The following is a 13,624-nucleotide window of genomic DNA, read 5'->3' on the forward strand; positions in this document are numbered from 1 at the left end:
CATGCGGCATGGCTGCCCCCTCTTACCCGGTGCCCTGCGCCTCGGAGATGGCACTGTTTTAACCGGCACCCTCTCCTTCGGATACGGCAGGGCCGGACAGACCGGCAGCCTTGCGTGCTCGCCGTCCGCGTCGATCCCGACGCAGCTCCTGCCCCATCTCCGCAGCCGCGTGCAAAAAGGGATCGAGCGCCCGGCGCCCGCCTTCGCGGCGCGTTACGGCGTACACCATTCCCTGCCCGACACTGGCAGACAGCTCGCACACGGCGATCCGCTCGCCAAAATGCTCGCAAGTCGAACGGGGAACCAAGGCCACGCCCAGGCCCGCCTGTACGAGAGCAAGCTGCGCGGGCACCTCGGCCACGGTCTGCACCACACGCGGCAATAACCCGGCCTGCGCACAGGCCTGCGCCAGTAGCCGCGCGAATCCCGAGGTCTCTTGCCGCAAGACTACAAAATTGTCGTCCGCCAGCGCGGACAGATCCACACGCGCGCGGCCGGCCAGGGGATGCGCGGTGGGCAAAGCCACCACGACCGGGTCCGGCCACAAGGGCATGGACTGCAGCAGCTCATCATCCACTTTGCTGCGCGAAATGCTCACATCGATCCGATGGCCGCGCAGCGCTTCCAATTGGGCCGCCGGATTCATCTCGTTCAAGAGTACCGACACCTGCGGATTCTCCTGCTTGTAGCGCGCGATCAACGCTGGCACCGGCCCCATGAAGTGCGATCCCGACAAGCCAATTTCAATCCGACCGGCCAAACCCTGTTCCACATCGCGGGCGCGCGAGGTCGCATCGGCCAGCCGCCCAAGCGTGATGCGCACATCGTTCAGAAACGCCTCGCCCGCCTCGGTCAATACGACGCGGCGATTGTTACGGTCGAACAAGCGCACATCCAGCTCCCGTTCGAGCTGGGCGATCTGCAGGCTTAACGGCGGCTGGGAAATGTGCAGGCGCGCCGCCGCCCGGGTGAAATTCAGCTCCTCGGCCAGCACAGCGAAATAGCGCAGTTGTCGTAGTTCCAAAGCAAAGCCCGCCGGAGTTAAATAGCAAATACCGCCCCGCAAACGGCACGCAGTTATTTGCGAAAAATATCAAATGAGATAAAAACGATATTGGAAAGTATTGTTGCACGCGCGCACAATAGTCCCATCACAATTAGCTGTGCTCCCGGAGACGTTTTCATGCATAAACTGCTCGCTACCACCCTGCTTGCCGCCACGGCGTTCGCCGCCCATGCCGCAGAGGATTTCCCCACCCGCAGCGTCACGCTGGTCGTGCCCAACCCGCCCGGCGGTCTGGTCGACACGTCGGCGCGCATCATCGCCGAGCCGCTGGGCGCCGCGCTCGGCAAGACGGTTGTTGTGGAAAACAAGGATGGCGGCAGCGGCAATATCGCCTACCAAGCGGTCGCGCGCTCCAAGCCGGACGGCTATAACCTGCTGGTGTCGTACTCCGCCTACCACGTGGGTAACCCGAATCTGACGAGCAACCTCCCCTGGGCGCCCAAGGATTTCGTGCCGGTGGGCCTGATCACTGTGTCGAGCAACGTCATCGCGGTCAACCCCGACACGGTCAAGGCCACCAACCTGACCGACTTCATCGAGGAAGTGAAGCAGTCCAAGGGTGAGATCAACTACGCCTCGCAAGGCGTGGGCTCGCTTTCGCATCTAGGCACCGAAGTGTTTTCGCAGCTCACCGGCGCCAAAATGACGCACGTGCCCTACCGTGGCTCGGGCGCGGCGATCAAGGACGTGCTGGCGGGGAACGTGCAGGTCTTCATCACCACGCCGCCGTCGGTCATGGGTCACGTGCAAACCAACAAACTGCGCGCCCTGGCGGTCACCGCCGACAAGCGTCACCCGATGCTGCCGGACGTGCCGACCACGGCTGAAGCCGGGCTGCCCGCTTACCAATTGGAATCCTGGGTCGGCCTGTTCGCCCCGGCCGGCACGCCGCAACCGGTCATCGACAAACTCGCCGCCAGTGTCGAAGCTGCCGTGCAGCAAGCGTCCACGCAGAAAAACGCCCAGGCCGCCGGCATCGAAGCCCGCTTCGAAGGTCCCGCGGCGCTGCAAGCGCGCGTCGACAAAGAGCTGGCCTATTGGAAACGCACGGTGGAAGAAGCGGGCATCACCGCGGAATAACGCTCCCTCCCCGTCCATTTACTGAGCCCGACGTTCTCGGACTACCGCCCTACAGGGGCGGCCGGGCTCACTCACGCCTATTTTTTGGAGGCTTATCATGACCACGTCACCTCGCAACATCCGTATCGGCCAAATCGTGCCCAGCTCCAACACCACGATGGAAACCGAAATCCCGGCAATGCTGCGCCGCCGCGAAGCCTTCGCGCCGGAACGCTACACGTTCCACTCGAGCCGCATGCGCATGAAGCAAGTGACCGCCGCCGAGCTGGCCTCCATGGACCGTGAGTCCGACCGTTGCGCTCAGGAACTGTCCGACGCTCGCGTGGACGTACTGGGCTATGCCTGCCTGGTCGCCATCATGAGCCAGGGCCTGGGTTACCACCGTGTCTCGCAAGAGCGCCTGCACCAAGCCACCGTCGACAATGGCGGTCCGGCCCCGGTGATCTCCAGCGCCGGTGCGCTGGTGGAAGGCTTGCACGCCATCGGCGCGCGCAAGGTCGCCATCCTGACGCCTTACATGAAGCCGCTGACCAAGCTGGTGGTGGACTACATCGAGCACGAAGGCATCGAAGTACACGACGCCGTGTCGCTGGAAATCGCCGATAACCTGAAGGTCGGCGCGCAAGATCCGCTCGCCCCGGCCGAACACGTCAAGCGCCTGAACACCAATGGCGTGGACGCGGTCGTACTGTCGGCCTGCGTGCAAATGCCTTCGCTGGCCTCGATCCAGCCCACGCAGGACCGCCTGGGCCTGCCGGTCGTGACCGCCGCCGCCGCGACGGTGTATCGCATGCTGCAAGTGCTGAACCTGGAAACGCGCGTCCCCGATGCGGGCGAGTTGTTGTCCGGCAAGTACTAATCGTCACGACAAGGCGATTCAGCGACGTTCCCAGCGCCGCTGAATCGCCTTGGCCGCCACCACCCCGTCCGCCATGGAGGTCACGACACAGGGGTGCATGCGGTTGGCGACTTCGCCGATCGCGTAGACGTCCGGCACATTGGTTTGTGCCGTCACGGGATCGGTATGGATATATCCGCGTGCGTCGTGTTCGAGGCCGAGGCCTTCGGCAAAGGCCGCCTGGGGCTCCCAGCCGTAGAACACCAGGATAAGATCGTAGCGGTGGCCATCCACGGTACGCGCCACGGGGTCGACTTCGTACGGCCCCACATGTACACCTTCGACGCCGGCACGCGCGATCCATTGCTGCTGAGCCCGCACACTGCGCGCGTACAAATGCACGCGCTTGGCGCCGCGATTGCGCACATAGACGAAATTTTCATAGGCGTTGTCCCCGCCGCCCAGGACCGCGACGGACAGCCCTTGATAATCCTGCGCCACGATGGACGAGCCGGGACCCACGAACACCCCGGGCCACGACGTGCCGGGCGCATGTCCGGGCAAGCTTCGCGCGCGCACGCCCGAGGCGATTACGAGCGAGCGGCCCCGAACGCGATCCATGTCGGCCGCTTCGGCCGCCCTCGCGCGGGGTGAATCGACGACCACCTCGAATCCCTGTTCTGTCCGATACGCCTCGCGCGCGCGCCGTGCCAGACGCACCGGCACCCGTGCGGCCTCGACGCTGCGGGCAATATTCGCGGCCACCTCTTGCCCGGTCACGCCGGGCAAAACCGCGATCCAGTCATCGACGAAGGGATTGTCATTGCCCAGACCGCCCAGCCTGTCGCTGGCCTCGATCAAGACGGGCGACAAGCCCAGGCGCGCCAGCCAGATCGCGCACGAGGCACCGGCCGGACCTCCTCCCACAATGACTGCGTCGTAGACCTGCATAAATGTCTGATTCCGTATGTCGCCATCTCTCGCCGCGCGGGCGTTTAGGCGGAATTGTAGCCAGGGGCGGCGCGCGCCTTACAATTCTGGTTCTCTCTATAGGTAGACATCATGCCTACACGTCGCATTTTCCTCTCCGGGCTGGCCCTGGATGCCCGCATTGGCATCCTCGAGCACGAGCGCCGGGCCACCCAGCCGCTGCACATTGATGCAGAATTCGATATCGACATCACGCGCAATGTCGACGACCAGGACATTCAAAGCGTGCTGGACTATCGTCACCTGCGCGAAGCGATTGTCGACGAATGCACGCGCGCGCATGTCAACCTGATCGAAACGTTGTCCGAGCGTGTCGCGCATCGGTTGTTGCGCGACTTCGAAGAAGTGCGCGGCGTGCGGCTACGCATCAGCAAACCCATGGCGTTCGCGGATTGCGCCGCCGTGGGCGTGGAAATACAGATCAATCGCTAGGCCGACGACGTGACTACGCAGGACCTCATGGATACCCCCGTCAAGATCCGCACGCGCGCGGAAGAAAAAATCCGCCACGAAGGCAATAAACTCACCAAACGCCTGGCGCGCGAGACCACGCGCGCGATCAGCGACTACAACATGATCGAGGAAGGCGACCGCGTCATGGTCTGCCTGTCCGGCGGCAAGGATTCCTATGCCATGCTGGATATTCTGATGACCTTGCGTAAACGCGCGCCGTTCGCCTTCGACATCATCGCAGTCAACCTCGATCAGAAACAGCCTGGCTTTCCGCCCGAGGTGCTGCCCAATTATTTGACCTCGCTGGGCGTGCCGTTTCACATCGAGACGCAGGATACGTACTCGATCGTGACCCGCGTCATCCCCGAGGGCAAGACCATGTGTTCGCTGTGCTCGCGACTGCGGCGCGGCATTTTGTATCGCGTGGCCGACGAACTGGGCGCGACCAAGATCGCGCTGGGTCATCACCGCGACGATATTCTGGCGACGTTTTTCCTGAATCTGTTTTACGGGGGCAAGACCAAGGGCATGCCGCCCAAGCTCGTCTCCGACGACGGCCGCCATACCGTCATCCGGCCGCTCGCGTATATCCCCGAAAGCGACCTGATCGCCTACGCACAGCTCAAGCAGTTCCCCATCATTCCGTGCAACCTGTGCGGCTCACAGGAAAACCTGAAGCGCCAGGAGGTCGGGCGGATGATCCAGGAATGGGATCGCAAACATCCCGGCCGGTCGTGGAACGTGTTCAATGCGCTGGCGCGTGTGGTGCCCTCGCACCTGATGGACCGCGAGCTGTTCGATTTCGTGGGGCTCAAGCCGACGGGCGTCCCCGATGAAAATGGCGACACGGCGTTCGACACGATCGATCCCACCAATGATGCGCAGGAACAGCAGAGCGACGCGGGGTGTCATGACACCGGGGCTGACGACGGCTCGCTGATGACGGAGCAGAAGATCGTATTCACCCGGCGTTAAACGCATGGTGTGCCGCGCACGGCAGGTCTGACGATCCGCCGTGCTGATCCGCGCTCCGCTTGCACGCCGCTTTTTACGCCATCACAGCAGCCATCAGGCCTCGGCGTTCAACACGCGTTTCGGCTCACCCGACATCCAGGCCTGCACGGCCTGAACCGCGTTGCGATAGAACGCGGTGAAGTTTTCCTCGCTGACGTAACCCAGATGCGGCGTCAGGATGACGTTATCCAGGGCACGCCAGGGGCTCGTGGCCGATAACGGTTCCTCGTCAAAAACGTCCAGGCCCGCGCCGGCGAGACGGCCTTTACGCAGGGCGTCGAACAACGCCTCCTGATCCACCAGCCCCGCGCGCGAGGTATTCACCAGAAACGCCGTGGGCTTCATTGCCGCCAGCGCGGCCGCGTCCACGACGTTGCGGGTACGCTCGCTCAAGATCAGATGCAGGCTGACCACATCCGAATCGGCGAACAGCGTGTGCTTGTCCGCGTATTGCACGCCCGCTTGGGCGGCGCGCTCGGGCGTCAGGTTCGGACTCCAGGCCTGCACCGTCATCCCAAATGCGCGACCGACTTGCGCGACGGCGGTGCCGAGCTTACCCAGCCCCACGACGCCCAGGCGTTTTCCAGCGAGTGGCCGGGGCATGCCGGTTTGCCACAGACCGCGCCGCATATTGGCGTCTTCGGTCGTCAGATTCTTGAACAGCGCCAAAATATGCGCCCAGGCGAGCTCGGCCGTGGCGGTGTTCGCGTCGGCACTGCCAGGCGCGCCGCAGACCACGATGCCGCGCCCGCGGCAGGCATCCATATCGATGGCGAGATTACGCATGCCTGTCGTAATCAGCAGCCGCAATTGGGGCAAGGCATTGATCAAGTCCGCCGGAAACGGCGTACGCTCTCGCATCGCCACGATCACATCGAACGGCGCCAGAGCCGCCGCGCGCGCGCTTTCGGGCAGATAGTCGCGAAACGTCTGTACCTGCGCCCGCGGCCCCAAGGTCGTCCAATCGGCGTAGCGTTCGGCCACGCCGTGATAATCGTCCAGTACTGCAATGCGAATCGTGTCGTCGCTCACGGCTAGTCTCCTGTTGTTATCGCCTCGATCGTGATCATTTCCCGAGATGGCTGCGTATCGTCGCGATGGGCGCCGCGCCATTCAGACGGCTACCGTCCGGAAAGAATATGGCGGGCGTGCCGCGCACCATCAATTTACGGCCCAGCGCCGTGACCTCCTGGATGGGCGCATCGCATTCGGCCGTGGGTGGGGCGTTGCCCTCTACCATCCACTCACGCCAGACACGTGCGCGGTCTTTCGCGCACCAGATGTCGCGCGACTTGGTGACGGAATCCTGCGACAAAATCGGATAGAGGAACGTGTAGATCGTGACGTTGTTCTCGTCCTTCAGGGTTTTGTGCAGTTGCTTGCAATAGCCGCAGTTCGGGTCTTCGAACACGACCATTTTGCGCGCGCCATTGCCCCGCACCTGTTTGACGGCCAACTCGAAGGGAAACTGATCGAACGGGATGGAGCCGAGCTGTTCCAGTCGCTCGCGCGTCATGTCGCGGCGCGTCGCCACGTCGATGAGCGGGCCTTCCATGACCCAGGTCACGCCCTCATCGGTGTAGACGAGGTCCGATCCGACCTGCACCTCGTAAATGCCATAGGGCGTGCGGCGCGCGCCGGCGACGTCCAGATTGCTGAAAATTTCGCCAAAACGCTTGGCGACTGCCGCCTCGCGCGGATCGGTAGCGGCAGCGGCGGGCTGGGGCTTGGCCGCCGTCTGTGCCCCGGCGCCGGCCGACAGCGCCAGCCCCACGGCGCAAAGAACAGGTGCCAGATAAGAAATAACGCGCTTACGCATAACAACTCCTAGTGACGACTCAGTTACGCGAGGCGCCATCGATCAAATAACGCTTTAACACCGGTGCGCCGTCGACCCAGCGCATGCCTACATTACGCAGCCATGCCAGGGGCGCCTGCGGCGCACGGAACAATTTGTGCAGGCCATCGGTGGCCACCCGCATCGCCAGCACCGACTCGGCGCGCGCGCGCTGATAGCGGCGCAGCACGCGCTCATCCCCGGCCGGCCGATATGACTCGCGCTCGGCCACGACGCGGGCCAGTGCTTCGACATCGCCCAGGCCCAGATTCAGGCCCTGGCCGGCCAGCGGGTGCACGCGATGCGCGGCGTCTCCGGCCAGCGCGATGCCGGGCGCGGTCATGCGCGACTGATCGAGCGTCAGCGGGAAGCCATGCAGCTTGCTGCGCACCTTCAAGCGGCCGAGGCGGCCCTGCGAGGCCTCTAGTAGCCAACGTTCGAGCCGTGCGGTCTGTTCATCGGCGGGCAAGGCCTGCAACTCGGCAGCCTGTTTTTCCCGCATCGACCACACCATGGAAACCTGATGCGTGCCCGCGATATCGGGCATCGGCAGCAAGGCCAGCACGCCATCATCGCGGAACCACTGAAACGCCGTACCCTGATGGGGACGCTCGGTCTCCAAATGCACGACCAGACCCGTGTCGTGATAAGGCACCGAGGTATGGGGAATCCCGGCAGCCGTACGCAAAGGCGACGACGCGCCGTCCGCGGCGACCACGAGCTCGGTTTCTATCCAGTCGCCCGCGCTGGTTTGCACCGCGCCCGGGCGATAAGCGACCGCCCGATCCTGGATCCACGCGATGCCAAACATGCGCACCGCCTGCAACAGCACCCGTTCGATTTCGCCGGACTCGACGATCCAGGCCAGCTGGGGCTGGGCGGCTTGCCAGGCGTTGAGCTCCACCCGTCCATCCGCGTCGCCGTGGATTTCCATCGCCTCGACCGGCGTGATGCGCTCGGCCGGCATGGCGTCCCAGACGCCGATCTCGTTCAGGAACCGCTGGCTGGCGGGCGAGATGGCATACACGCGGGGGTGATAAACGTCCGCGCTCGCGGGCGGCACCGTGCGCGCGGGCGCCAGCAAGGTGACGCGCTGCCCGCGACGGGCCAGCGCCAGCGCACTGGCCAGCCCGACAATCCCGGCCCCGCAAATAACAATCGGTGTACTCATCGCGCAGTAGGCTCCCCGGCCTGCTTGGGCCACAACACCCACATCTGACCCCGTTGTTTCATGCGGCCAGCCTGGGCTCCTGCCTCGTCGCCAAAACCCCAATATAGGTCAGCACGCGCGGCGCCTTTGATCGCCGCCCCGGTATCTTGCGCAAAAACCAGACCCTGGAGCGGTCGATCCGAGGAGGGCCAGGTGGTCGACAGATAAACCGGCGTGCCCAGCGGCACGAAACTGGCATCCACCGCGATCGAACGCTTCGCCACCAGCGGAATACCGTATGCCCCCTTGGGTCCGAGTTCCGGGTCGGTAACGACCTCCTCGCGGAAGAACACCACAGCGGGGTTGGCGTTGAGCATCTCGCGCACACGCGCCGGATTACGTTGCGCCCAGGCGCGGATATTCTGCATCGATGCCTCGTTGGCGCGCAGCTCGCCCTTGTCGATCAGCCAGCGGCCGATGGACACATACGGCTGGCCGTTGTGATCGGCGTATGCGACCCGCATCGTCGTGCCCGCGTCGGGCCCATCGGTCAATAGAACGCGACCCGAACCCTGCACCTGCAAGAAGAAGTTATCCACGGGATCGTCCACCCACGCAATCACGGGCGGGCGCTTGCCGCTGGCCTCGATGCTCGCGCGCGTGTCGTAGGGCACGACGCGCTTGCCCACGAGCTTGCCGCGCACGCGCTTGCCGGCCAGCTCCGGGTAGACCGAACCCAGGTCGATCGTGAGCAGATCCTCTGGCACACCGTATAGCGGCCATTGATACACCCCGCCCTGACGGCGCGAGCCGCGCACCAAGGGTTCGTAATAGCCGGTCACTGTGTTGGCGGCCTGCCGATTATCGGCGCCGTTGAGCTGCCAGGGCTGCAAATGCATCTGCAGGAATTGCCGTACCGCCGCCGCGTCCATCGGGGTCCCTTCCAGCTTGGCCGCCGCCGCGCACACCGGCTGCCAGGCGCGGGGCGTGGCGCGCGCCGGTGCGGCGAGATTGCCCGAAGTCTGACGCATCAGTCCTCGGCAATTACGCACGAACAAGGGCCAGAAATTCGACAGATCGTCATTCGACCAACCCGGCATCTCCGCCCAATTGGCCCGCTGGAACCGGCCGGCGAGTTTACGCGCCGGCGTATCGCGCAGCGCATTGAGATCTGGCACCACCAGCGGTGCGTTATCGCTGGCCTCCACGGGCGCGGGCTGGCCCGGCAGCGTTTCCTCTGGGGACTGTGCGGGCGTCGTACACGCCGCCAGGGCCGCCAGCAGGGGTGGCAGGCACAATAATTTCAAATAACGATTCATGAGCGATCGATAGGGAAAAACGTACGCCGTCAATGCAAGGTGCGTGGCATGGCGAGCATGAACTCGGCAATCTGCACTTCGAAGGGAATGCCATTCTCGCCCACGCAGTGATACGTGCCGCGCATGGTGCCTACCGGGGTAGGCAGCGGGCAGCCGCTGGTGTATTCGAAGGTTTCCCCGGGAGCCAAAAGCGGCTGCTGGCCCACCACGCCCAGGCCGCGCACTTCCTGCACGCGCTGATGACCATCGGTGATGATCCAGTGGCGGCTGATCACCTGGGCCGGATGCTCGCCGGTGTTGGTAATACGCACGGTATAGGCGAACACGTATTGCTGTTCGGCGGGGTCCGATTGCTCGGGCACGAATTGGGGCGTGACGGTGACGGTCAGGTCGTAGGGTTTCACGGGCCTTTCCCGGTGAGCACAGAGGCGGTTGAACGGCGCGCCGCGCGACACACCGCCCCGACGGACAAGTGTCACACGCGCAAACTACAATAATGGCACATTATGCCCGTGGAAACTCCGACCATCATGCCCGCCTCGTCCCCGGCCCAAGCCCGTATCGCCCCCAGTATTCTGTCCGCCGACTTTGCCCGTCTGGGCGAAGAAGTGCGTAATGTCGTCGCCGCTGGCGCCGACTGGATCCACTTCGATGTCATGGACAATCACTATGTGCCCAACCTGACCATCGGCCCGATGGTATGTGCCGCCATTCGGCCGCACGTCCAGGTGCCGATCGACGTGCACCTGATGGTCGAACCGGTGGATGAGCTGATTCCGCAATTCGCCAAAGCGGGCGCGGACATCATTACCTTTCACCCCGAAGCCTCGCGCCACGTCCATCGCACGCTGTCGCTGATCCGCGATAACGGCTGCAAGGCCGGCCTGGTGTTCAACCCGGCCAGTTCGCTGGATGCGATGGACCACGTCATGGAACTGCTCGATGTGGTGTTGTTGATGTCGGTCAACCCCGGCTTTGGCGGCCAGAGCTTTATTCCTTCCACGCTGACCAAGCTGCGCGACGCGCGCGGCCGCATCGACCGTTGGGTTCAGGCCGGTGGTCAGCCCATTTTGCTGGAAGTCGATGGCGGCGTGAAAGTCGACAATATCGCTGAAATCCGCGCGGCTGGCGCCGACACGTTTGTCGCCGGTTCGGCCATTTTTGGCAAACCGGATTACACCCAGGTCATCCAAGATCTGCGCCGCGAAATCGGACGCGCCGACACGGTATCGGTGTAAGCCCTGTTTCCCCTCCGACGACCCTTAGCCTTAACGATTGAGATTGCAATGACCACTTTCCAAGCCGCGTTGCTCGACCTGGACGGAACCCTGTTGGACTCCATCCCCGATCTGGCCCATGCGGCCAACGCCATGCGTATCGAACTCGGTATGCCCGCGCTGCACATCGATGTGGTGGCAACCTTCGTCGGCAAGGGCGTGGACAATCTGGTGCGCCGCGCCCTGGCAGGGTCCTTGCACGCCCCCGATCCCGAACCGCAGGCCTTTGAACAGGCACGCACCTCGTTTTATCGCCATTACCACTTGGTCAATGGCGACAAAGCCACCGTGTTTGACGGCGTCATCGAGGGATTGAAGACCATGCGCGAGCGGGGTTTGAAGCTCGCCGTGGTCACGAACAAGCCCACCGAATTCACCCTGCCGCTCTTGGAGCGTACGGGTTTGTCTGGTTTTTTCCAGGAAGTCGTGTGCGGGGACACCTGCGTGCGACGCAAACCCGACCCCGATCAAATGTTCTACGCCTGCGAGCGCCTGGGCGTGACTCCCCAGCAGACCGTCGCCATCGGCGACTCGGTCAATGACGCCCTGGCCGCGCGCGCGGCAGGCATGCGCGTGCTGGCGGTGCCTTATGGCTATAACGAAGGGCAAGATGTACAAACTCTGGATGTCGATGCTATAGTAAACAGCATTGCTCATGCAGCCGAGTGGATTGCCGAACAAAACGCCACACTGCAGCAGGCCTGATAGGCCGGAGCGTCAGTCGCAACAGCAGTACTGCGACGACACCCGCCCTTTCCTGTATTGAGCTTTTTTGACTCAGACCTGATTACATGACTGCTCGCCTCTCGAACCAAATGCTCAGCGCCTCGTGGCGTTGGTGGCGTTTGTCTTCCGGGTGGCGATAGACCTTCCCGGCCTGGACGCGTAAAGCCTCCCAGCGCCGCAGCTGTAAAAACAGCGCCAAAGCCCGGACCCAACAACTTGGACCGGGCTTTTTTGTATCTGTCCGGTCCCTGGACCCCCTACCAAGAGACCTGACATGACCGAAATCGAATTCAATGCCCTGGCGGCCCAGGGGTACAACCGAATCCCGCTGATCTCCGAGACCTACGCCGATCTGGACACGCCGCTGTCCATCTATCTGAAACTGGCCCACGCCGGTCCGCAGAATGGCGCGATGAGCTGCCTGATGGAATCCGTGGTGGGCGGCGAGCGTTTTGGCCGCTACTCGTTCATCGGCCTGCCCTCGCACACCGTCATTCGCGCTCGCGGCACGCACACCGAGGTCCTGCGCGATGGCCACGTGACAGAAACCCACGAAGGCGACCCGCTGGCGTTCATCGAACAATATCAAGCGCGTTTCAAGGTCGCCCTGCCTCCGGGCATGCCGCGTTTCTGCGGCGGGCTGGCCGGGTATTTTGGCTATGACACCGTGCGCCACATCGAACCGCGCCTGGGCCCTGCCGTGAAGCCGTTTCCGGCGGGCATGGATGACGGCACCCCCGACATCATGCTGATGCACGTGGACGAACTGGTCATCATCGACAACCTCGCCGGTCGCACCTACCTGATGGTGTACGCCGATCCGCGTCAACCCGAGACCTATAGCCGCGCGCAGACCCGGCTGCGCGATCTGCGCGCCCGCCTGCGCCGCCCGGTGGATATCCCCTACAGCCATCCCAGCATGCTGACCGAGGAACGCCGCGATTTCAGCAAAACGGACTATCTGGCCGCCGTGCATCGCGCCAAGGAATACATCGCCGCCGGCGACCTCATGCAGGTGCAGATCGGCCAGGTCATCGCCAAGCCTTTCCGCGATTCGCCGCTGTCGCTCTATCGCGCGCTGCGTTCGCTGAATCCGTCTCCGTACATGTATTTCTGGAATTTCGGTGACTTCCAGGTGGTCGGCTCCTCGCCCGAAATCCTGGTGCGTCAGGAAAAAATCCAGGACGAGGGCGTGACCAAATCGCAAGTCACCATCCGCCCGCTGGCCGGTACGCGTAAACGCGGCGCCACGCCCGAGCAGGATCTGGCGCTGGCCGAGGAGCTGAAGGCCGACCCGAAGGAAATCGCCGAACACGTCATGCTGATCGATCTGGCGCGCAACGACGTGGGCCGCGTGGCCGAAGTTGGCTCGGTCAAAGTCACCGACACCATGACCATCGAGCGGTATTCGCACGTCATGCACCTGGTCTCTAATGTGACGGGCAACCTGCATGCCGGCATGAGCAGCATGGATGTGCTGCGCGCCGCGTTCCCCGCTGGCACGCTCACGGGCGCACCCAAGGTACGCGCCATGGAAATCATCGACGAACTCGAGCCGGTACGCCGTGGCATCTATGGCGGTGCGGCCGGCTACCTGAGCTACGGCGGCGAGATGGATGTCGCCATCGCCATCCGCACCGGCGTAATCAAAAACGGCATGCTGTATGTGCAGGCGGCCGCCGGCATCGTCGCCGACTCGAACCCCGAAGCCGAATGGGCCGAAACCGAGGCCAAGGCGCGCGCGGTTTTGCGTGCGGCTGAACAGGTGCAACATGGGCTGGACGAACCGATCTGAGCCGAGCGCGGCCAACCAGGCATACCGAAAGCGCGTTGAATACGACTGAACCGCGTTCGACATGCCCCACTCCGGACAC

General features: G+C 63.6%; 14 protein-coding genes. 7 read left to right on the forward strand and 7 right to left on the reverse strand.

The window, feature by feature from the left end; translation table 11 throughout:
- Positions 1–58: 58 nt before the first annotated feature.
- Entirely contained in the window at positions 59–1,024 is a 966-nt protein-coding gene (locus GOQ28_RS10205; protein ID WP_160356354.1) for a LysR substrate-binding domain-containing protein, read from the reverse strand.
- 159 nt (positions 1,025–1,183) lie between these two features.
- On the opposite strand from GOQ28_RS10205, the gene GOQ28_RS10210 reads away from it, so the two are divergent.
- Both GOQ28_RS10210 and GOQ28_RS10215 read left to right on the forward strand, forming a co-directional pair.
- The gene (locus tag GOQ28_RS10210; RefSeq protein ID WP_160356355.1) at positions 1,184–2,146 is read left to right on the forward strand and encodes a Bug family tripartite tricarboxylate transporter substrate binding protein; all 963 of its coding nucleotides are present in this window, start codon (positions 1,184–1,186) and stop codon (positions 2,144–2,146) included.
- 97 nt (positions 2,147–2,243) lie between these two features.
- Positions 2,244–3,005: a maleate cis-trans isomerase family protein gene (locus tag GOQ28_RS10215; RefSeq protein WP_160349944.1), complete on the forward strand. Its 762-nt coding sequence runs from the start codon at positions 2,244–2,246 to the stop codon at positions 3,003–3,005.
- An 18-nt stretch (positions 3,006–3,023) separates the two neighbouring features.
- On the opposite strand, the gene GOQ28_RS10220 is transcribed toward GOQ28_RS10215, so the two are convergent.
- Positions 3,024–3,935, reverse strand: coding sequence for an NAD(P)/FAD-dependent oxidoreductase (locus GOQ28_RS10220; protein WP_160356356.1), 912 nt, complete (start codon positions 3,933–3,935; stop codon positions 3,024–3,026).
- 111 nt (positions 3,936–4,046) lie between these two features.
- Between GOQ28_RS10220 and folB the strand changes: the two genes are divergently transcribed.
- Together folB and ttcA are read left to right on the forward strand one after the other, a co-directional pair.
- Complete coding sequence (gene folB, locus GOQ28_RS10225) at positions 4,047–4,406, forward strand: dihydroneopterin aldolase (protein ID WP_160349942.1); 360 nt, start codon at positions 4,047–4,049, stop codon at positions 4,404–4,406.
- A 27-nt stretch (positions 4,407–4,433) separates the two neighbouring features.
- Positions 4,434–5,402, forward strand: coding sequence for a tRNA 2-thiocytidine(32) synthetase TtcA (gene ttcA, locus GOQ28_RS10230; RefSeq protein ID WP_160356357.1), 969 nt, complete (start codon positions 4,434–4,436; stop codon positions 5,400–5,402).
- Positions 5,403–5,495: 93 nt separating this feature from the next.
- Here the strand turns inward: ttcA and GOQ28_RS10235 are convergent, their stop codons facing one another.
- The 5 genes from GOQ28_RS10235 to apaG are packed head-to-tail and all read right to left on the reverse strand — an operon-like array spanning position 5,496 to position 10,151.
- A complete protein-coding gene (locus GOQ28_RS10235) occupies positions 5,496–6,458 on the reverse strand; it encodes an NAD(P)-dependent oxidoreductase (protein WP_160356468.1) in 963 nt (320 codons plus the stop codon).
- Between the two features lie 49 nt (positions 6,459–6,507).
- On the reverse strand, positions 6,508–7,260 hold the full coding sequence (locus tag GOQ28_RS10240) for a DsbC family protein (protein ID WP_160356358.1): 753 nt from the start codon (positions 7,258–7,260) through the stop codon (positions 6,508–6,510).
- Between the two features lie 19 nt (positions 7,261–7,279).
- A complete protein-coding gene (locus tag GOQ28_RS10245; RefSeq protein WP_160356359.1) occupies positions 7,280–8,449 on the reverse strand; it encodes a UbiH/UbiF family hydroxylase in 1,170 nt (389 codons plus the stop codon).
- Positions 8,446–9,747 (reverse strand): murein transglycosylase A, encoded by a 1,302-nt coding sequence (gene mltA / locus GOQ28_RS10250; RefSeq protein ID WP_160356360.1) that lies wholly within the window; start codon positions 9,745–9,747, stop codon positions 8,446–8,448. Before mltA ends, GOQ28_RS10245 begins: the two co-directional genes overlap by 4 nt.
- A 29-nt stretch (positions 9,748–9,776) precedes the next feature.
- Positions 9,777–10,151, reverse strand: a complete 375-nt coding sequence (gene apaG / locus GOQ28_RS10255) for a Co2+/Mg2+ efflux protein ApaG (protein WP_160349937.1) — start codon at positions 10,149–10,151, stop codon at positions 9,777–9,779.
- Positions 10,152–10,253: 102 nt separating this feature from the next.
- Here apaG and rpe point away from each other — a divergent pair, with 102 nt between their 5' ends.
- From rpe to trpE, 3 genes are all read left to right on the forward strand, one after another.
- Positions 10,254–10,985: a ribulose-phosphate 3-epimerase gene (rpe, locus tag GOQ28_RS10260; RefSeq protein ID WP_160356361.1), complete on the forward strand. Its 732-nt coding sequence runs from the start codon at positions 10,254–10,256 to the stop codon at positions 10,983–10,985.
- A 48-nt stretch (positions 10,986–11,033) separates the two neighbouring features.
- On the forward strand, positions 11,034–11,729 hold the full coding sequence (locus GOQ28_RS10265) for a phosphoglycolate phosphatase (RefSeq protein WP_160356362.1): 696 nt from the start codon (positions 11,034–11,036) through the stop codon (positions 11,727–11,729).
- Between the two features lie 295 nt (positions 11,730–12,024).
- The gene (trpE, locus tag GOQ28_RS10270) at positions 12,025–13,545 is read left to right on the forward strand and encodes an anthranilate synthase component I (RefSeq protein WP_160356363.1); all 1,521 of its coding nucleotides are present in this window, start codon (positions 12,025–12,027) and stop codon (positions 13,543–13,545) included.
- Positions 13,546–13,624: the final 79 nt, after the last annotated feature.

Origin of the sequence: Bordetella sp. 02P26C-1, assembly GCF_009763255.1 — a bacterium.
Lineage (GTDB): Bacteria > Pseudomonadota > Gammaproteobacteria > Burkholderiales > Burkholderiaceae_B > Bordetella_A.

What these genes read in the sequence shown, in the direction of transcription:
- trpE (WP_160356363.1), top strand. Translation starts at nt 12,025, where the DNA reads ATGACCGAAATCGAATTCAATGCCCTGGCGGCCCAGGGGTACAACCGA.
- GOQ28_RS10240 (WP_160356358.1), bottom strand. Translation starts at nt 7,260, where the DNA reads ATGCGTAAGCGCGTTATTTCTTATCTGGCACCTGTTCTTTGCGCCGTG.
- folB (WP_160349942.1), top strand. Translation starts at nt 4,047, where the DNA reads ATGCCTACACGTCGCATTTTCCTCTCCGGGCTGGCCCTGGATGCCCGC.
- ttcA (WP_160356357.1), top strand. Translation starts at nt 4,434, where the DNA reads ATGGATACCCCCGTCAAGATCCGCACGCGCGCGGAAGAAAAAATCCGC.
- GOQ28_RS10215 (WP_160349944.1), top strand. Translation starts at nt 2,244, where the DNA reads ATGACCACGTCACCTCGCAACATCCGTATCGGCCAAATCGTGCCCAGC.
- mltA (WP_160356360.1), bottom strand. Translation starts at nt 9,747, where the DNA reads ATGAATCGTTATTTGAAATTATTGTGCCTGCCACCCCTGCTGGCGGCC.
- GOQ28_RS10265 (WP_160356362.1), top strand. Translation starts at nt 11,034, where the DNA reads ATGACCACTTTCCAAGCCGCGTTGCTCGACCTGGACGGAACCCTGTTG.
- GOQ28_RS10245 (WP_160356359.1), bottom strand. Translation starts at nt 8,449, where the DNA reads ATGAGTACACCGATTGTTATTTGCGGGGCCGGGATTGTCGGGCTGGCC.
- GOQ28_RS10220 (WP_160356356.1), bottom strand. Translation starts at nt 3,935, where the DNA reads ATGCAGGTCTACGACGCAGTCATTGTGGGAGGAGGTCCGGCCGGTGCC.
- rpe (WP_160356361.1), top strand. Translation starts at nt 10,254, where the DNA reads ATGCCCGTGGAAACTCCGACCATCATGCCCGCCTCGTCCCCGGCCCAA.
- GOQ28_RS10210 (WP_160356355.1), top strand. Translation starts at nt 1,184, where the DNA reads ATGCATAAACTGCTCGCTACCACCCTGCTTGCCGCCACGGCGTTCGCC.